The 18,507-nt window shown below is 72.8% G+C and carries 17 protein-coding genes; 8 read left to right on the forward strand and 9 right to left on the reverse strand.

Going from position 1 to position 18,507, the window contains the following annotated elements:
- Positions 1 to 14: 14 nt before the first annotated feature.
- The 4 genes from ACE3UN_RS08780 to ACE3UN_RS08795 form a co-directional block, all read right to left on the reverse strand.
- A complete protein-coding gene (locus tag ACE3UN_RS08780) occupies positions 15 to 278 on the reverse strand; it encodes a DUF2249 domain-containing protein (RefSeq protein ID WP_374674551.1) in 264 nt (87 codons plus the stop codon).
- Positions 279 to 419: 141 nt separating this feature from the next.
- Entirely contained in the window at positions 420 to 1,097 is a 678-nt protein-coding gene (locus ACE3UN_RS08785) for a response regulator (protein WP_374674552.1), read from the reverse strand.
- A gap of 71 nt (positions 1,098 to 1,168) precedes the next feature.
- The gene (locus tag ACE3UN_RS08790) at positions 1,169 to 1,624 is read right to left on the reverse strand and encodes a MaoC family dehydratase (protein WP_374674553.1); all 456 of its coding nucleotides are present in this window, start codon (positions 1,622 to 1,624) and stop codon (positions 1,169 to 1,171) included.
- 4 nt (positions 1,625 to 1,628) lie between these two features.
- A complete protein-coding gene (locus ACE3UN_RS08795; RefSeq protein WP_374674554.1) occupies positions 1,629 to 2,285 on the reverse strand; it encodes an AAA family ATPase in 657 nt (218 codons plus the stop codon).
- A gap of 45 nt (positions 2,286 to 2,330) precedes the next feature.
- Here ACE3UN_RS08795 and ACE3UN_RS08800 point away from each other — a divergent pair, with 45 nt between their 5' ends.
- Positions 2,331 to 2,957, forward strand: coding sequence for an NAD(P)H-dependent oxidoreductase (locus tag ACE3UN_RS08800; protein ID WP_374674555.1), 627 nt, complete (start codon positions 2,331 to 2,333; stop codon positions 2,955 to 2,957).
- 7 nt (positions 2,958 to 2,964) lie between these two features.
- Positions 2,965 to 4,914, forward strand: a complete 1,950-nt coding sequence (gene kefC / locus ACE3UN_RS08805) for a glutathione-regulated potassium-efflux system protein KefC (protein WP_374674556.1) — start codon at positions 2,965 to 2,967, stop codon at positions 4,912 to 4,914.
- Here the strand turns inward: kefC and ACE3UN_RS08810 are convergent.
- Entirely contained in the window at positions 4,797 to 5,525 is a 729-nt protein-coding gene (locus tag ACE3UN_RS08810; RefSeq protein WP_374674557.1) for a hypothetical protein, read from the reverse strand. The two genes, kefC and ACE3UN_RS08810, sit on opposite strands and share 118 nt — an antisense overlap.
- A gap of 191 nt (positions 5,526 to 5,716) precedes the next feature.
- Between ACE3UN_RS08810 and ACE3UN_RS08815 the strand changes: the two genes are divergently transcribed.
- Positions 5,717 to 6,151: a DUF1841 family protein gene (locus ACE3UN_RS08815; RefSeq protein WP_374674558.1), complete on the forward strand. Its 435-nt coding sequence runs from the start codon at positions 5,717 to 5,719 to the stop codon at positions 6,149 to 6,151.
- 31 nt (positions 6,152 to 6,182) lie between these two features.
- Here the strand turns inward: ACE3UN_RS08815 and ACE3UN_RS08820 are convergent, their stop codons facing one another.
- The 3 genes from ACE3UN_RS08820 to ACE3UN_RS08830 form a co-directional block, all read right to left on the reverse strand.
- Positions 6,183 to 7,757, reverse strand: coding sequence for an ABC transporter substrate-binding protein (locus ACE3UN_RS08820; protein WP_374674559.1), 1,575 nt, complete (start codon positions 7,755 to 7,757; stop codon positions 6,183 to 6,185).
- A gap of 102 nt (positions 7,758 to 7,859) precedes the next feature.
- Positions 7,860 to 9,119 carry an HD-GYP domain-containing protein gene (locus tag ACE3UN_RS08825; RefSeq protein ID WP_374674560.1) on the reverse strand — a complete coding sequence of 420 codons (1,260 nt, stop codon included), beginning with the start codon at positions 9,117 to 9,119 and terminating at the stop codon, positions 7,860 to 7,862.
- Between the two features lie 203 nt (positions 9,120 to 9,322).
- Positions 9,323 to 9,997 (reverse strand): cytochrome c, encoded by a 675-nt coding sequence (locus ACE3UN_RS08830; RefSeq protein ID WP_374674561.1) that lies wholly within the window; start codon positions 9,995 to 9,997, stop codon positions 9,323 to 9,325.
- 224 nt (positions 9,998 to 10,221) lie between these two features.
- Between ACE3UN_RS08830 and ACE3UN_RS08835 the strand changes: the two genes are divergently transcribed.
- The 3 genes from ACE3UN_RS08835 to ACE3UN_RS08845 all read left to right on the forward strand — a co-directional run bounded on the left by ACE3UN_RS08835 (position 10,222) and on the right by ACE3UN_RS08845 (position 13,905).
- Positions 10,222 to 11,064: an AAA family ATPase gene (locus ACE3UN_RS08835; RefSeq protein WP_374674562.1), complete on the forward strand. Its 843-nt coding sequence runs from the start codon at positions 10,222 to 10,224 to the stop codon at positions 11,062 to 11,064.
- A 148-nt stretch (positions 11,065 to 11,212) separates the two neighbouring features.
- Positions 11,213 to 11,806, forward strand: a complete 594-nt coding sequence (locus ACE3UN_RS08840) for a GNAT family N-acetyltransferase (RefSeq protein WP_374674563.1) — start codon at positions 11,213 to 11,215, stop codon at positions 11,804 to 11,806.
- A gap of 59 nt (positions 11,807 to 11,865) precedes the next feature.
- A complete protein-coding gene (locus ACE3UN_RS08845; protein WP_374674564.1) occupies positions 11,866 to 13,905 on the forward strand; it encodes a prolyl oligopeptidase family serine peptidase in 2,040 nt (679 codons plus the stop codon).
- Positions 13,906 to 13,917: 12 nt separating this feature from the next.
- Here ACE3UN_RS08845 and ACE3UN_RS08850 read toward each other — a convergent pair whose 3' ends face one another.
- Positions 13,918 to 15,099 (reverse strand): diguanylate cyclase, encoded by a 1,182-nt coding sequence (locus ACE3UN_RS08850; protein WP_374674565.1) that lies wholly within the window; start codon positions 15,097 to 15,099, stop codon positions 13,918 to 13,920.
- A gap of 140 nt (positions 15,100 to 15,239) precedes the next feature.
- On the opposite strand from ACE3UN_RS08850, the gene ACE3UN_RS08855 reads away from it, so the two are divergent.
- Together ACE3UN_RS08855 and ACE3UN_RS08860 are read left to right on the forward strand one after the other, a co-directional pair.
- Positions 15,240 to 16,409, forward strand: coding sequence for a VWA domain-containing protein (locus ACE3UN_RS08855; RefSeq protein ID WP_374674566.1), 1,170 nt, complete (start codon positions 15,240 to 15,242; stop codon positions 16,407 to 16,409).
- A complete protein-coding gene (locus ACE3UN_RS08860) occupies positions 16,406 to 18,505 on the forward strand; it encodes an autotransporter assembly complex family protein (RefSeq protein ID WP_374674567.1) in 2,100 nt (699 codons plus the stop codon). The genes ACE3UN_RS08855 and ACE3UN_RS08860 overlap by 4 nt, the downstream gene beginning before the upstream one ends.
- Positions 18,506 to 18,507: the final 2 nt, after the last annotated feature.

The following is an 18,507-nucleotide window of genomic DNA, read 5'->3' on the forward strand; positions in this document are numbered from 1 at the left end:
GTGACGACGGACGGTCAGCCGCCGCAGCAGCCGCAGCAGCTCTTGCCGGCGGCCTTGCGCTGGATGCGCACGCGCCACAGATCCGGGCCGGCCTCCACGTAGGCCCAGTCGAACTGGTTGGGCCACTGGGCGAGGAACTGGCCGTGCAGGGGGCGCGGGTCGTGGTCGTTGTGCAATTCGATGGCCTGGCCCGGCGTCAGCGCCTGGAAGGCCGAGAAGATGGTGGCGTGGCGCTCAGGGGGCGGCAGGCGCCGCACGTCGATGACGGTGTCCGACATGGTGTTCCAAAAGATGCGTTCGAGATGCATCAATTATGGCGAGCACCCCCGGGTGAAGCAACATGGAAAATGCAGCTTTTGCGTCCTCGCCGGGCCGCGGCTTGACGGCGATCAAGCGGCCGGCCGGCCGCGCGGGCGGGGTCAGCGCGCCTGGCGCCGCTGCGTCATCTGCCCCACGGCCAGCACGGCCTGGGTGCGCGAGCTCACGCCCAGCGCGCGCAGCACCGCCTGCACGTGGTCCTTGATGGTCTCCACCGACAGCCCCAGGCGCCGCGCGATGTCCTTGTTGGACTTGCCCTGCAGCAGCAGGGTGAGCACGTCCGCCTGCCGCGGGGTGATGCCCAGCTCCTCGAACGAGGGCAGGGTGTCCGCCGCGGGCCCGGACGTGGCCGGTCGCGACGCGACCTCTTCCTCGGTGCGGGCCGCGTGCACGGTCATGGTGGGCACGAAGATGCCACCGGCCATCACCAGGCGCAACGCCTCGGCCAGTTCCTCGGTGGTCATGCGCTTGGGCAGGAAACCCATGGCGCCCAGGTCGATGGCGCGGATGACGTCGCTGGCCCGGTCGGACGAGCTGAGCACCACCACGGACAGGTCCGGATCGCTCTGGCGCACCTCGGTGAGCAGGTCGAATCCGTTGGCATCGCCCAGTTGCAGGTCGAGCAGCATGAGGTCGTGGTCGGGCTGCACCTGCAGCGTGAAGCGCGCCTCGCGCGCGCAGGACACGGCATTGACGACCACCCCGGGCACGAGGTTCTCGATCATGGCCTTCAGGGCCGAGAGGATCAGCGGGTGGTCGTCGACCAGCAGGACTTTCATGGGCCAGGACAGGCAGGAAACTGCATCAGCGCCATCGCGCGAGGGGCCGATCGTACCGGGCGACTGGGACGTCAGACGAAGCGCCGGGTGAGTGACTGCGCCACGCACACGGGCTTGGCGGAGCCGTCGCGCTCGATGGTGGCCTCCACCTCCAGCTGCGCGCCACCGTCCACCGGCTCGTAGGCCAGCAGGGTGAAACGCGCGCGCAGCCGGCTGCCCACCGGCACGGGGGCCGGGAAGCGCACCTTGTTCAGGCCGTAGTTCAGGCCCATGCGCACGTCGTCGATCACGAAGCCGTGCTCGAAGAACCACGACAGCAGCGACAGGGTGAGGAAGCCGTGCGCCACGGTGGCGCCGAAGGGCCCCCGGGCGGCCCGCGCGGGATCGACGTGGATCCACTGGTGGTCGCCGGTGGCGTCGGCGAAGCGGTCGATGCGGTCCTGGTCGATGGTGAGCCAGTCGCTGACGGCGATCTCCTGGCCGACGCGGGCGGCCAGGTCGGCCAGGTGGGGGATGTGGACGGTCATGCGGTCATGCGGTCTTGGGGGCAAGGGGGGCGGCGCCGGCCGGCGCATCCAGCCAGGCCAGCAGCGGCTGCCATTGGGTGAGGTCGCGCTCGACGCGGCTTGGTGCCACGTCCCACAGCGTCAGGCCGTGGGCGGCGAGGTGCACGTAGTTCTGGGTGTCGCGCAGGGTGGCCACCATGGGCGCGGGCAGCGTGGCCACGTACTGCTGCAGGCGATCCTGGGCGATGGTGTGGTCCTTCACGCGCATGCCCACCAGCCCCACCCGCAGCTTGTCGGCGCGCCGGTGGGCACGCAGCTCGTTGACGAAGGCGTGCGTGGCCTGGATGTCGAACAGGCTGGGCTGCAAGGGAATGAGGACGTGGTCGCTCACCTGCAGCAGGGCGTCGAGCTTCTTGCCGTGCAGGCCGGCGGGTGCGTCGATGACCACATGGCTGACGCCCTTGGGCGGGCGCACCTGCCCCGTGGCGCCGCGGATCTCCCAGGTGGCGATGTGCGGCGCCACGGCGGGGCGCAGGCCCAGCCACTGGCGCGCCGACTGCTGGCGGTCGAGGTCGCCCAGCATGACGGCGTGGCCCCGGGCGGCCAGCGCGCCGGCCAGGTTGGTGGCCAGGGTGCTCTTGCCCACGCCCCCCTTGGGGTTCGCGATCGCGATGACGGGCATGCGGCGGCCTCCGTGGTGGTCAGTTCAAGGGTATGGTAACGCCCCATGCCGCCCTCCCCTACCGACGTCCTGGTGCTGCTGGCCCACCCGCGGCTGGCCCATTCGCGCGTGAACGCCGCGCTGCACCGGGCCGCCTTGCCGCTGGCCGGCGCGGGCCGGCTGGTGCTGCGCGACCTGTACGCGCTCTACCCCGACTACGACATCGACGTGGCCGCCGAGCGTGCGGCGCTGGCCCGGGCCCGCCTCGTCGTCTGGCAGTTTCCGCTGCAGTGGTACGGCCTGCCCCCCTTGCTGAAGCTGTGGCTGGACGAGGTGTTCGGCTTCGCCTGGGCCTACGGCCCGGGCGGCACCGCCCTGCGCGGCAAGGACCTCTGGCTGGCCGTCAGCACCGGCAGCGGTGCCTCGGCCTACCACCCGGCCGGCCACCACCGCCACTTCATCGACGCCTTCTGGCCACCCTTCGAGCAGACCGCCGCCCTGGCCGGCATGCGCTTCCTGCCGCCGCTGGTGATGCATGCCGCCCACCGCGCCACGGCGGACGAGATCGCGGCCCATGCCGCCGTGTTCGCCGCGCGCCTGCAGCAGTGGCCCGCGTGGCCGGAGCTGGCCGACCTGGAGGCCGACACCGGCTGCCAGGTGCCCGCCGACGAACGGCCCGGCGACGCGGGCTGAGCACACCATGGAACACGCCCCCTCCGGCGGCTGGCTGACCGCCAGCCTCATCTACCTGGCCGCCGCCGTGCTGGCCGTGCCCCTGGCGCGGCTGGCCGGCCTCAGCGCCATCGTGGGCTACCTGGCCGCCGGCATCGTGATCGGGCCCTTCGGCCTGCGCCTGGTGAGCGACCCGCAGGCCATGTTGCACGTCGCCGAGTTCGGCGTGGTGCTGATGCTGTTCCTCGTCGGCCTGGAGCTGGAGCCGCGCCGGTTGTGGGCCATGCGCCGGCCGATCTTCGGCTGGGGCAGCGTGCAGACCGTGGGCTCGGCCGCGCTACTGGCGGGCGCGGGCGTCGCCCTCGGCGTGGCGCCCGCGCTGGCGGTGGTGGCGGCGCTCGGCCTGGCGCTGTCGTCCACGGCGATCGGCCTGGGCGTGCTCGCCGAACGCAACCTCATGGGCACCACGGCCGGCCGGGGGGTGCTGGGCGTGGCGCTGTTCCAGGACGTCGCCGCAATCCCCATCCTGGCCGCCATCCCGCTGCTGGCCGGCAGCCAGGGCGGCGGCGGGGGCGCCTGGGCGGCGCTGAAGGCCGCGGCCGTGATCGCGCTCATCATTGGCGGCGGCCGGCTGCTGCTGCGGCCGGCCCTGCGCTGGATCGCCGGCAGCCGCACGCCGGAGATCTTCACCGCCGCGGCGCTGCTGCTGGTGGTGGCCACGGCCGCGCTCATGCAGGCGGTGGGGCTGTCGATGGCGCTGGGCGCCTTCCTGGCCGGCGTGCTGCTGGCCGAGAGCGAATACCGCCGTGAGCTGGAGACCGACCTCGAGCCCTTCAAGGGCCTGCTGCTGGGGCTGTTCTTCATCGCGGTGGGCATGACCATCGATTTCGATGCCGTGGCGGCGCAGCCGCTGGTGGTGGCGGGCCTGGTGCTGGGCTTCCTCGCGGTGAAGGCGGCGGTGCTCGTGGGCATGGCGCGCGCCATGGGGATCCCCGCCGTCGAGCGCCCGGTCTTCGTGATCCTGCTGGCGCAGGGGGGCGAGTTCGGCTTCGTGGTGTTCCAGGCCGCGGCGCAGGCCGGGGTGATGCCGGGGGCGGTGAGTTCGGTGCTGGTGGCGGCCGTGGCGCTGTCCATGCTGCTCAGCCCGCTGCTGCTGCTGGCCAGCGACGCCCACGCCCGTCGCCGTGCCGGCCCCGCCGCGCCGCCGCCGGGCGTGGACCCGCTGGCCGAACCGCAGGACGCGCCGGTGATCATCGCCGGCTTCGGCCGCTACGGGCAGATCGTGGGGCGGCTGCTGTTTGCCAACCGGCTGCGGGCGACGGTGCTGGAGCACGACGCGGCCCAGGTGGAGAGCCTGCGCCGCTGGGGCTGGCGCGTGTTCTACGGCGACGCGACGCGGCTCGACCTCCTGCGCACCGCCGGGGCCGAACGGGCACGCGTGCTGGTGGTGGCGGTGGACGATGTCGAGCAGAGCCTGCGCATCGTGGACCTGGCGCGCGAGCACTTCCCGCACCTGGCGGTGGTGGCGCGGGCGCGCAATGCCCAGCACTGGTATGCCCTGCACCGGCGCGGCGTGGGCCACCTGGAACGGGAGACCTTCGAATCGGCGCTGCGCTCGGGCCGCAGCGTGCTGGAGGCACTGGGCACGCCGCCGCACGAGGCGCGGCACCTGGCGCTCACCTTCCGCCGCCACAACCTGCAGCAGCTGCACGCCCTGGCGCCGCACCAGGGCGACGAGGCGCGCCTGATCGCCCTGGCCCACGCCGGGCGCCAGCAGCTGGAGCAGATGCTGGCGCAGGAGCGCGGGCGTGCCACCGCCCACCACGATGCGGCGGGCTGGGTGGCCGACGACCCGGTCGATCAGTCGACGCGGGTGCCGTCCGACGCTGCGGAGCCGTCCCCCTCGGGTGCCGGGGCGGGCGCAGGCAGCGCGGGCACCTCGTCCGCCGACGGCACGGGGGGCAGCGGCAGGGGCTGAGGCGCCGGGCTCACCGGCTCCGGCGCGGCCGGCAGCGCGGGTGCCGGCGGCAGGCTCGGCTCGGGTGCAGGCACCGGTGCGCTTCGCTCCACCGGGCTCACCGGCGCGGCCGGGCCCGCGGGCGCGACGTCCGGCGCGACGCGCCCGGGGGCACGGCGTGCGGCGGGGGCCGGCTCGGCGGGTGCGGCCTGGGTGGCCGGCGCCCGCTCGGACGCCGTGGGCGCCGTGGCGGCCGCGGGCGCAGCGGCCGCGTCCGGCGCGGTCGCCTCGGCCGCCGCGGCGTCCACGGCGGGCTCCCCGGCGGGGTCGGGCGGCGTGGCCAGCGGCGCCTCCACCGCGGCACCCGCCGTGGGCGCCATGGCCACCTCCACGCCGCGTGGCTCGTCGAAGGCGGCGTTCATGGCCAGCACGATGCCGAGCGCCGCCACGCCCACCACCGCCACCGGCAACCAGCGGCGGCGTCCGGGAGGCGCCTCCCAGGCGTTGCGCGGGGCGCCGGCCAGCGGCGCCTCGGTGGCGACAGGGGTGATCAGCACGTCTGCGGGCTCACCGCCGGCGCGGATCTCGTGGCGCGCGTCGGCACCAGGCAGGGGGGTGTGGGGCGTGTTCATGGGTGCAGGATGCCCCCGGGGGCACCCACGCACCAGGGAACAGGCGCGGCTTCGTGTGTCGGCCCGGTCCTACGGGCCGTGACGGGATGTAGCGCCCCGCGCCCCCCGCGCCCCCGGGCCAGCACCGGCGCCGGCTGGGGACATGCGGCGCTGCGGCCGTGGCGGTGCCGCGCCGCGGCGACAATCGGCCCATGTTCCAGCCTTCCCAGCACGATGTGCGGCGCTTCTTCTGCGACGTGGCCGCCAAGCAGCAACGCGGCGCGCCGCTCGAGGCCATCGAGGTGCTGGCCGGTGGCTGGATCGACGAGCACCCCGAATACGCCGGCGACCTGGCCGACCTCGACGCTGCCCTGGCCGCGTCGTACACCGTCGAAGGCGGTCGCACCAACCCGTTCCTGCACCTGGCGATGCACCTCACGGTCAGTGAGCAGGTGTCCATCGACCAGCCCCGTGGCATCCGCCAGGCGGTGGAGCTGCTGGCCGCACGCCGCGGCTCGCTGCACCAGGCCCACCACGAGGTGATGGAATGCCTGGGCGAGATGATCTGGGAGTCGCAGCGCAGCGGCCGCCCGCCCGACGGCCTGGCCTACCTGGACCGGGTGCGCCAGCGCGCCACGCGCGACTGACGCGCGCGGCCGGGGCCGCGTCAGCGGCCGGTCACTTCAGGCTCACCCAGCGCCACTCCAGCCAGTTGTCCGGGCGGTGCACCACCGTCACGTTCTGCCGTGCGGCCCACGGGATGAACTGGCGGTGCAGGGGGATGTGGTAGACCTGCTCGTTGTGGCGCAGGAAGATGCGCTTGAGCAGCGCGCGGCGCTTGTCGGGGTCGGCCTCGCGGCTGGACGCCGCGGCCATGGCATCGAGCTCGTCGTCGCGGAAGTTGCCGCGGTTGTACTCGCCCACGCCCTTCTGCGCACGGTTGCGGTAGATGGGCGTGATGATGGTTTCCGGGTCGGTGATGGAGCCGCCCCAGCCCAGCAGGTACATCGAGGTGTCGAGCTTCTCCTGCTTGGGGAAATAGGTGGCCTTGGGCATGGCGTTCACGCGCACCGTCACGTTGATCTTCTGCCACATGCCGGCGAGCGCCACGCACAGCCGCTCGTCGTTGACGTAGCGGTTGTTGGGGCAGTCCAGCGTGACCTCGAAGCCCTGCGGGTAGCCGGCCTCGGCCATCAGCTTGCGCGCCGCCGCCAGGTCGAACGGCAGGCGCTTCTCCACGTCGGGGTCGTTGCCCGTGCCCAGCGGCGAGGGCACCACCGCCCCCGTGGGCGCGGCCTGGCCGTTCATCAGCTTGGTGCGGATGGCCTCGATGTCGATGGCCTGGTAGAGCGCGCGCCGCACGCGCACGTCCTTGAACGGGTTCCTGCCCTTGACGCTGCTGTAGAGCAGCTGGTCGCGCGCCTGGTCCATGCCGATGAACAGCACCCGGTTCTCCGGCCCTTCGATCACCTTCACGGCCGGCGTGCCGCGCAGGCGCTGCACGTCGCGCGGCGGCGGGTCCAGCACGAAATCCACCTCGCCCGAGATGAGCGCGGCCACGCGCGTGGCGTCGCTCTTGATCGGGGTGTAGACCACCTCCTGCACATTGCCCTCGTGGGTGCCCCACCAGCCGGCGTGGCGCTTGAACACGGTCTTCACGTCCGGCGCGCGCGACACCAGCTGCCAGGGGCCGGTGCCATTGGCGTGCATGGCCGCGTAGGTCTCTTCCTTGTTGGTGTAGTCCTGCGGGCGCGTGACCTTGTTCTTCTCGCTCCACGCCCGGCTCATGATGTAGACCGTGTTCAGGTGCTCCAGGAAGATCGGGTTGGGCTCGGCCAGGCGGAACTCGACGGTGAAATCGTCCACCTTGCGCACCTCGCCCAGCGCATTGGCGTAGGCGCTGATCTGCGAGGTCTTCTCCCTGGCCCGCTGCACCGAGAACACCACGTCGTCGGCCGTGAAGGGCTCGCCTTCGTGGAACTTCACGCCCCGGCGCAGCTGGAAGGTCCACTTCAGCGGGCCGTCCTGCTTCCATGCCGTGGCCAGCGACGGCACGATCTTCAGCTGCTTGTCGCGCGCCACCAGGAACTCGTAGATCTGCGCGTTCATCGCGTTGGTGAACAGCTCGTTCTGCGCGTGCGGGTCCAGCGTCTGGGCGTCGCCCTGGCTGGCCCAGCGCAGGGTCTGGGCGTGCGTGGCGGTGCCGGCGGCCAGGGCCAGCGCGGCCAGCGCGGTGAGCAGGGAACGGCGCATCGGGGCTCTCCTTCGTGGGGCACCGCGGCGGCGGTGCATCGACAACGAGGGCCGAGTGTAGGCAGGCGCGCGGCGCGGGGGCGTCCCCGGGGTCTTGCGGGCCTAGCGCCCGGCCCCGGCCTCGCCCGCCCACAGCTCCTCGATGTGCGGGAAGCCCCAGGCCTTCGGGTCCTCGCGCGAGAGGATGCGGTCGTTCGCCCGGGACAGGTCCACCGTCTGCACCGTGATGGGCATGTTGGACCGGGTGGAGAAGAACACGCGCACCTGCGGCGCCACCAGGTTCTGCGGGTTCTGCTCGGTCACCACGGCCAGGCGCTGCGACTCCAGCCGCACCAGCGAACCCACGGGGTAGATGCCCAGGCTCTTGACGAAGGCCTTGAAGATGGCCGGGTCGAAGTGGCCCCTCCACGAGGCCATGGCCGCGATGGACCCGGCGGGGTCCCAGCCGGCCTTGTAGGGGCGGTTGGACGTGATCGCGTCGTACACGTCGCACACCGCGCCCATGCGGGCATGCAGGCCGATCGCCTCGCCCGCCAGTCCGTGCGGGTAGCCGCTGCCGTCCAGCTTCTCGTGGTGGTGCAGGCACACGTCGAGCACCAGCTCGGTGGCCCCGCGGCCCTCGACCAGCATCTCGTGGCCACGCACCGGATGCAGCTTCATCACGCCGTACTCGGTGTCCGTGAGCTTGCCGGGCTTGTTCAGCACCTGCAGCGGCATCGCCGCCTTGCCCAGGTCGTGCAGCAGGCCCGCCAGCCCGGCCTCGCGGCAGGCTTCGGTGGACAGGCCCAGCTCCCGGCCCAGCGCCACCATCAGCGCGCACACGGCCACCGAATGCATGTAGGTGTAGTCGTCCTGCGTCTTCAGGCGCGCCAGGCTGACCAAGGCGCCGGGATTGCGGAACACCGAGTCGGCGATGTCGTTGACCAGCGGCAGGCACTGGTCCGCGCACACCGCGCGGCCCATGCGCGCCTCGCCGAACATGGACAGCACCTGGTCATGGCCGCGCTTGCACACCGCCGCGGCCTCGCGCAGTTCGTCCTGCAGGCTCAAGGGGGTGACGGGCGGCGTGGCAGCAGGCGGCTCGGCGGCCGGCGCGCCGCCGCGCGCCGCCATCGGCACGCTGGCAGCCGCCGCGGCGGGGGTCGCCTCGGCCGCGGCCGGCGGCTCGGGCGGCGCCACGTCCAGCCCCTTGCTGATGTCGATCCACACGCCCGGCAGGCCGCTCGCCCGCAGCTTGGCCAGGTCGCCTTCGTCGCGGATCACGAAGCGCGTCTTCCAGAACGGGTGGTCCATCCACGGGCCGTCCAGGGCATGCAGGTGCATGCCGATGCGGACCTGGTCGACGGTGATCTTCTTGAGCATGGACGAAGCGCGTGGCGGCCGCCCGCGATGGCGGTGCCGACCCCGGGCTATCGTCACTCTAACGCCGAACCTGAGACCTCATCCCCAAAAAGAACCGCCGCTGCAGGCAGCGGCGTGCGCCGGCGGACCGGGGGGCGGCGCCGGCGTGCGCCGGCGGACCTAGGGCGGGCGCCGGCGGGCGCCGGCGTGTGCCGGCGCGGGCCTCAGCGGGTGCGGCCCTGGGGAATGGTCTTCAGCTCGCCCGGCAGGCCGGCCAGGTAGTCGGCGATCTGCTTGACCTCGGTGGCGCTCAGCGGCTTGGCCATGGCCACCATGGTGGCGTTGTTGCGGCCCACCACGTGCTTGCCCTCGGCCTGGTAGGCGCGCAGGGACACGGCCAGGTAGTCGGCATGCTGGCCGGCCAGGCGCGGGTTCGCCGGGTCGGTGGTGTTGTTGAAGTTGGTGCCGTGGCAGGCCACGCAGGCCGCCAGCTTGTCCTTCAGGCCATCGGGCAGGGCGGCCTGGGCGGGCGCGGCGGCGGCCGCTTCGGCCTTGCCGTGGCCTTCGTAGTAGGCGGCCAGGTCGGCGATGTCCTGGTCGGTGAGCGAGCCGGCCACGCCGTTCATGGACGGGTGCTTGCGGTCGCCCTTGCGGTAGGCATCGAGCGCGGCGGCGATGTACTTGCCGTTCTGGCCCGAGATCTTGGGCACCTTGTACACCTGCGGGAAGCTGGCCTGGTAGCCGGGGATGCCGTGGCAGCCGATGCACATGGCGTTCTTCTTCTCGCCGGCCTTCGCGTCGCCCTGCAGGCCCTGGGCCTGGGCACCGGCCACCATGCCGGCCAGCGCCAACGACACGAAGGTTGCCTTCACCGAAATTGCCTGGATGCTGTGCTTCATCGCCGGGTCGTTCTCGCTCGCGCGGGTGGGTGGTACAGAGTGATCGAATGCCTGGCCGCCTGGCGCCGCGGCCGCCGTGCGCCTAGCGCACACGGCAGCGGCCGCCTTTGCGGTCGATCAAAGATTATAGGCACCGCACCCGACGCATATACTGGGTCGAACCCCCTGTCCGGCGCACCTGCCGGGCCCCTGCCACGCTGCCTCCCACGCGCCCTCGCCTGCCCATGAAATTCCAAGGTACCGACCAGTACGTCGCCACCCCGGACCTGATGCTCGCGGTGAACGCCGCCATCACGCTCAAGCGCCCGCTGCTGGTCAAGGGCGAGCCCGGCACGGGCAAGACCATGCTCGCCGAGGAAGCCTCCGGCGCGCTCGGGCTGCGGCTGCTCGAGTGGCACGTGAAGAGCACCACCAAGGCGCACCAGGGCCTGTACGAGTACGACGCCGTCAGCCGCCTGCGCGACAGCCAGCTGGGCGACGAGAAGGTCCGCGACATCCAGAACTACATCGTCAAGGGCGTGCTGTGGCAGGCCTTCGAATCGGACGAGCCGGTGGCGCTGCTGATCGACGAGATCGACAAGGCCGACATCGAGTTCCCGAACGACCTGCTGCGCGAGCTCGACCGCATGGAGTTCCACTGCTACGAGACACGCCAGACCATCCGCGCGAAGCACCGCCCGCTGGTGTTCATCACCTCGAACAACGAGAAGGAGCTGCCCGACGCCTTCCTGCGCCGCTGCTTCTTCCACTACATCAAGTTCCCCGAGGCCGAGACGATGCGCCGCATCGTCGAGGTGCACTTCCCCCACCTGAAGAAGGAGCTGCTGGCCGCCGCGCTGAAGAGCTTCTACGACGTGCGCGGGCTGCCCGGGCTGAAGAAGAAGCCCAGCACCTCCGAGCTGCTGGACTGGCTGAAGCTGCTGGTGGCCGAGGACATCCCGCCCGAGGCGCTGCGCAGCGGCGACGACAAGGTGGTGCTGCCGCCGCTGGTGGGCGCGCTGCTCAAGAACGAGCAGGACGTCACCCTGTTCGAGAAGCTCGTCTTCATGCAACGCAATAACCGTTGACCCCCACGCCCCCTGGCGGGGGCTGCCCCCGGGGTTCCGGAACGGATCCCTTCGGGCTCGGGGGCTCGCGCAGCGGACCGGCAAAGCCGGATCCGCGCACGCCACTTGACCGGGACGGCGCGCGGCGCGTCCGAGAGGTTCCGAATCGATGCTGGTTGTCGCTCCTGTCGAACTCCAACGCGCGCCGGTGCGGCTGGTGCCGCTCGCGCTGTCGCACGAAGACGGCCTGCGCGCCGCGGCCGCCGACGGCGAGCTGTGGAACCTGCGGGTCACGTCCGTGCCGGAGCCCGCGCAGACGCGCGCCTACATCGAGCAGGCGCTGGCGCACCGCGAGGCGGGACACCGCCTGCCCTTCGCCGTGCTGTGCAGCAGCACCGGCAGCGTGCTGGGCTCCACCAGCTACCACGACATCGTGCCGGCCATCGACCGCCTGGAGATCGGCTGGACCTGGTACGCCCGGCGCGTGCAGCGCACCGCCGTCAACACCACCGCCAAGCTGCTGCTCATGCAGCACGCCTTCGAGACGCTGGGCGCGAAGCTGGTGGGCTGGCGCACCGACAACTACAACTTCGCCTCGCAGCGCGCCATCGAGCGCCTGGGGGCCCGCCGGGACGGTGTGCTGCGCCACCACGCGCTGCGCCGCGACGGCACCGTGCGCGACACCGTGATGTACAGCCTGGCCGCCGGTGAATGGCCGGAGGTGAAGGCCCACCTCGAATGGCAGCTCGCGCGACCCCGCTGAGCCGCCCCTGACATGCGCCACGAGCGCCCCACTGCCAACCCCGCCCGAGGACAGCCCTGATGGCACAGAAGCACCTGGATGTCGACACCCTCTGGAAGATCGAGCGCCTGGGCGCGCCGCACCTGTCGCCGGACGGCGCGCAGGCGGTGTGCACGCTCAGCCGCTACGACATGGAGGAGAACAAGGGCCGCGTGTCGCTCTGGCTGCTGTCCACGCTGGGCGGGCAGCCGCGCCAGCTCACCCACTGCGGCGACAAGGACGGCCAGCCGCGCTTCTCGCCGCGGGGCGACCTGATCGGCTTCGTCGCCAAGCGCGAGCAGGAGGGCCACAAGGACGAGGAGCCGCAGTTCTACGTCATCCCGCCCGACGGCGGCGAGGCGCGGCGCGTGGGCGAGGTCGCCACGGGCGTCACGGCCTTCAAGTGGTTCCCCGACGGCAAGCGCATCGCGCTGGTGTCGTGGGTCTGGCCCACGCTGCGCGGCGCGGCCGCCCAGGCCAAGGCCCTGAAGGAATACAAGGCGCGCAAGGTGACCGGCTACGCCACCAGCGAGGCCACCTACCGCTACTGGGACCACTTCATCCCGGAGGGCCGGGTGCCGCACCTGCTGGTGATGGACGTGGCCACCGGCCGCACCGTGGACCTGTTCGAGGGCACGGGCCTGGAGCTGACCCGCATGGACCCGGACGCCAACGCGTTCGACATCTCGCCGGACGGCCGCTCGATTGCCTTCGCGCACGACCCGGCGCCGGTCAAGCAGGTCGATGGCCGCCAGGCCATCGCCGAGGTCGACGTGCGCACCCGCAAGGTGAGCGAGCTGGTGCGTGACGCCGCCTGGGACCTGTCCGCGCCCGCCTACAGCCCCGAGGGCGACCGCCTGGCCTTCCTCGCCTCGCACCAGGGCCGCAAGCACACCATGCCGCGGCAGCTGGCCGTGCTGGCGCGCGAGGCCGGCCCGGCCGCCCGCTGGGCGCGCGACTGGGAGGTGGTGAGCGCGCAGTGGGACCACGAGCTGAATGCGCCGCTGCGCTGGGAGGAGGACGGCCTGGCCGTGCTGTTCACCGCCGAGGACAAGGGGCGCACGCCGGTGTGGCGCTTCGACCTGGCCGACCGCCGCGCCGAGGTGCTGGTGCCCGGCGGCACGGTGGGCGGCTTCGACAAGCAGGCCGGCACGCTGGTGACCCTGGCCGACACCGCCGGCCACCCGGGCCGCATCCACGCCCACCTGGCGGGCGAGGCGCCGCAGCGCCTGGAGCGCTTCAACGACACGCTGCTCGCCCCGCTGGCGCTGGGCCAGCACGAGGAGGTGTGGTTCACCGGCGCGCTGGGCGACAAGGTGCAGATGTGGGTGTTCTACCCGCCCGGCTTCGACCGCAAGAAGAAGTACCCCATCCTGCACACCATCCACGGCGGCCCGCACACCGGCCCGGGCGACCTCTGGCACTACCGCTGGAACTGGAAGCTCTTCGCCGCCCAGGGCTACGTGGTGGTGAACGTGAACTACCACGGCTCGTCGGGCTTCGGCCACGCTTTCCTGGACAGCATCACCCACCGCTGGGGCGAGCTGGAGCTGCAGGACGTGGAGGCCGCCACCGACTGGATGCTCAGCCAGCCTTGGGCCGACAAGCGGCGCGTGTTCGCCACGGGTGGCAGCTACGGCGGCTTCATGGTGGCGTGGATGAACGGCCATGTGCCGGCCGGGCGCTACGCCGCCTACGTCTGCCATGCCGGCTGCTTCGACTGGACGGCCATGTTCGCCGACGACGCCTACGCGTGGCACGCCAAGGAGCTGGGCAGCTGGTACTGGGACGACCCGGCCCGCGTGGCCGCGCAGAGCCCGCATGCCTTCGCGGGCGCCATGGCCACGCCCACGCTGGTCATCCACGGCGCGCTGGACTACCGGGTGCCCGACCAGCAGGGCCTGGCCTACTACAACACCCTGAAGGCACGCGGTGTGGAAGCCCGGCTGCTGTGGTTCCCGGACGAGAACCACTGGATCCTCAAGCCGCGCAACTCGCGCCTGTGGCACGAGGAGTTCTTCGGCTGGCTGGCCGCGCACGACCCCGGGCCGCGCCCGGCGCGGCGGCGGCCGGCGGCCTGAGGCGCGCGCCGGTCAGCCCCCACCGGCCGAGGCGTCCACCTCGGCCCGGTCGCGCCCGGCCGCCTTGGCCCGGTACAACGCCGCGTCGGCCCGCGCCAGCAGGCCGTCGGCCGGCTCGCGCGAGCCCGACGGCGCCAGTGCCACCCCCACGCTGGCGCTGACCTGCACCCCCTGCCCGGCGAGCGCCGTGTGCGCGCGCAGCGCCGACCGCAGCCGCTGGGCCAGCATGCGCGCGCCCTCGGCGTCGGTCATGGGGGCGAGCACGCAGAACTCCTCGCCGCCGGTGCGAGCCACGATGTCGGTCGACCGTGCGGACTCGCGCAGCGCGTCGGCCGCCCGCACCAGCACGGCGTCGCCCATGGCGTGGCCGTGGCGGTCGTTCACCTGCTTGAAGTGGTCCAGGTCGAGCAGCAGCAGGGCGCAGCCGGCGCCTCCGCGGCGCAGCCGCGCCAGTTCGCCGTCCAGCTGGGCCAGGAACGCCCGGCGGTTGAGCAGCCCGGTCAGGCTGTCGTGGGAGGACAGGTGCTGCAGCCGGCGCACCAGGCGCACCACCACCAGGTACGACAGCGACAGGTTGACCAGCAGGGTGATCGTGGCCAGCACCAGCAGCACCACCACGTTGAGCGCCGACGCGGCGCTCATGGGCACCTGCGCCGCCGGCACCCCGCCTGCCAGCAGGCGCAGCGCACGCCAGCCGAACAGCAGCGTGGTGAGCGCCAGCGGCCCGCAGATGAAGGCCGCCGCCAGCACGCCGTAGCCGCGGTGGATGGGCGCGGCGAGGCGCCAGGCGCTGAGCGCACTGTAGGTGGCCAGCACGGCCCCCACCGCCGCCGCGCGGTGCCCGGGCGCCCACCCCGCGAGGAGGTCCCAGGCGCTGGTGGCCAGCACACCGGCCAGGGCGGCGGCGTCCCAGGCCGCGCGGTCGGGCAGCCGCAGGAACTGGACCACCCCGCGGGTGAGGGCCACGTAGGCCCCCATGAGCGTGAGGTTGCCGGCCGCCACCACCGGCACGGACAACGGCGGCTGCCCCAGCAGCCCGGGCAGCGTGGCGGCCGTGCCCAGCACGCAGAAGGCCGCCCAGTGCAGGGCCGGCCCGCGCGGCAGGCCGAGCACGGTGCCGGCGATCAGCCAGCCGGCGGCCGCCAGCATCAGCTGGATGGCCAGCACGAGCAGCAGGGTCTGGGCAGCGTCCATGGTGGGCGGGGCAGGCGGGGTGCGGCCTGCGGGCATGTTAGCCGCGCGGCGCGGGGGACCGCGCATGATGTGGCACCATCGACCCGCCGGCCCCAGGGCGCGCCGTTTGCCGCAGTGCCCCGCCCGCTCGCCCGCCCGCCATGCTGATCGACTTCTTCTACACCCTGCGCGCCGCCCGGCTGCCCGTCTCCGTCAAGGAGTACCTGACGCTGCTCGAGGCGCTGAAGGAAGGCGTGATCGGCCCGTCCATCGACGACTTCTATTTCCTCGCCCGCACCACGCTGGTCAAGGACGAGGCGCTGTTCGACAAGTTCGACCGGGCCTTCGGCGCCTACTTCAAGGGCGTCGAGATGCTGACCGACTTCGGCAAGGAGATTCCGCTGGAGTGGCTGCAGAAGGTGCTGGAGCGCGAGCTCAGCCCCGAGGAGAAGGCCGCCATCGGGAAGATGGGCTGGGACGAGCTGATGGACACGCTGAAGAAGCGGCTCGAGGAGCAGAAGGAACGCCACGAGGGTGGCAACAAGTGGATCGGCACCGGCGGCACCAGCCCCTTCGGCCACGGCGGCTACAACCCGCAGGGCGTGCGCATCGGCGGCCCCGGGCGCAACCGCAGCGCGGTGAAGGTGTGGGAGCAGCGCGCCTACCGCGACTACGACGATTCGCTCGAGCTGGGCACGCGCAACATCAAGGTGGCCCTGCGGCGCCTGCGGCGCTTCGCGCGCGAGGGCTCCGAGATGGAGCTGGACCTGGACGACACCATCCACGCCACGGCCGCCAACGCCGGCCTGCTGGACATCAAGATGGTGCCCGAGCGGCACAACAAGGTGAAGGTGCTGCTGCTCATGGACGTGGGCGGCACGATGGACGAGCACATCCAGCGCGTGGAGGAGCTGTTCTCCGCCGCCAAGAGCGAGTTCAAGCACCTCGAGTTCTACTACTTCCACAACTGCGTCTACGACTTCATGTGGAAGAACAACCGGCGCCGCTACAGCGAGAAGACGCCGACCTGGGACGTGATCCGCAAGTACAACAAGGACTGGCGGCTGATCTTCGTGGGCGACGCCACCATGAGCCCCTACGAGATCCTCCAGCCCGGCGGCAGCGTCGAGTACCACAACGAGGAGCCGGGCGCCGAATGGGTGCAGCGCCTGACCCACGCCTTCCCGAAATACGCCTGGGTCAACCCGGAACCGCAGGGCGTGTGGGGCTACCGCCAGAGCATCTCGATCATGCAGCAGCTGGTGCAGCAGCGCATGTTCCCGCTCACGCTGGCGGGGCTGGAAGGAGCGATGCGCCTGCTCAGCAAATGAGCCAGGGCCTGCTCCTGCGCCGCGGCGGGGCCGCGGCCCTGTGCGCGCTCGCCGTCAGCCTCGGCCTGGCGGGCCTGGGCGCGGGCCGGCCCGCGTGGGCCCAGGACGCACCGGCCGTGCCGGCCGAGGCGGTGCCGGTGCCGGCCGCGCCCAGCGGCCGGGTGCCGCGCCTGGAGATCGACGCGCCCGGCGAGCTGCGCGAGCTGCTGCGCCGCCATCTGGACCTGGCCCGCGCCATCGGCGACCAGCTGGCCGCCAACGCCGAGAAGCCGCCCACGGCGCCACAGGCCGGCGCGGCGCCGCCGCCGGCCGCGCTCGGCGCCTCGGCGCCCCTGCCGCCCGTGCCGGCCAGCGCGCCGGCCCGGGAATCCACCATCGAGATCAGCGAGGTCGAGTGGTCGCGGCTGATCGCCGCCGCCCCTGCCCAGGCGCGCAGCCTGGTGCAGACGGCCGGCTACTTCGCCGCCCAGGCCCGCGTGCAACGCGACGGCGACCTGGTGCGCCTGACGCTGGAGCCGGGGCCCGTGGCGCGCGTGGACCGGCTGGTCATCGACATCCAGGGCGACCTGGGCGAGGCGCTGCAGCGGCGCGAACGCGATGCCGTGGACCTGCACGGCGACCTGCTCGACGCCTGGCCGCTGAAGGAAGGCGAGGCCTTCCGCCAGGCCGACTGGTCGTCCGCCAAGAGCGGGGTGATGGCCCGGCTGCGTGCCGAGGGCTACGCCGCCGCCACCTGGAGCGGCACCAGCGCCGAGGTGCTGGCCGGCGACGAGGTGGCGCCGGGCGAGGCGCCGCGCGTGCACATCTTCGCCGTGGCCGACAGCGGCCCGCGCTTCCTGGCCGGCGGCCCCGCCGGCGTGGTGGTGGAGGGCACCGTGCACCACGAGGCCGAGCGGGTGCGCGCCCTGTCGGGCCTGCGCGAAGGCCTGCCACTCACCGAGACCCGCCTGCTGGACTACCAGGAGCGCCTGCTGCGCACCGGCCTGTTCGACCAGGCCGCCGTGAGCCTGGACGCCGAGGCGGCCGCCGCCGGGCAATCGGTGGTGCGCGTGCAGGTGAAGGAAGCGCCGCTGCAGAACGCCACGCTGGGCATCGGCTACGGCACCTCCACCGGCCCGCGGGTGACGGGGGAGTACACCCACCGGCGCCTGTTCGGCCGGGCGCTCACGGCACGCAACCGCGTCGCCCTCGGCCGCGACCAGCGGGCCTTCGACGGTGAACTGTCCACGCATCCCAACGAGAAGATGCAGCGCTGGCTCGTCGGCGCCACCTACGAGCTGCTGCGCACCGACGAGGACCGCGTGATCTCGCAGCGCGTGCGCGCGGGCCGGGCGGAGGACCTGCCGGGCCTGGACCGGCTGGCCTACACCGAGTTCGAGCGCAGCCGCGAATGCACCTATGCGGGTTCGGCCTGCACCGACGAGCTCACGCTCAAGGCCGGCTCGGCGCACGTCAACCACACCTGGCGCCGCCTGGACAACGCGGTGCTGCCCACGCGCGGCTACACGCTGAGCCTGCAGACGGGCGCCGGCTGGGCCTGGGGCGAGGCCCCCACGCGCGAGCCCGGCGAGCGCCCGGCCACCGGGCCCTACGGCCGCGCCTACGCGCGCGCCACGGGCTACTGGCCCCTGCCGAACAACTTCTTCAGCGAAGCGCGGCTGGAGCTGGGCGGCGTGCTGGTGAAGAACGGCGTGGTGGTGCCCGATTCGCAGCGCTTCCGCGCCGGCGGCGACGATTCCGTGCGCGGCTACGACTACCGCACCCTGGCCCCCACCACGCCCGACGGCGGCGTCACCGGCGGCAAGCTGCTGTTCACCGCCAGCGCCGAGATCGCCCGGCCCGTCTCGCGGGAGCTGCCCAGCGTCTGGTGGGCCGCCTTCGTCGATGCCGGCCGCGCCGCCGACAGCGTGGGCCGCACGCTGGACCCCACCGACCCCGAGCGCCAGCGCACGCTGCCCGGCATCGGCGACCCGGCCGTGGGCTACGGCGTGGGCGCGCGCTGGCGCAGCCCCGTGGGCCCCCTGAAGCTGGACATCGCCTACGGCCACGAGCTGCAGCAATGGCGGCTGCACCTGAGCGTGGGCATCGCCTTCTGAGC

It is taken from the genome of Ideonella sp. (genome assembly GCF_041918995.1).
GTDB lineage: Bacteria > Pseudomonadota > Gammaproteobacteria > Burkholderiales > Burkholderiaceae_C > Ideonella.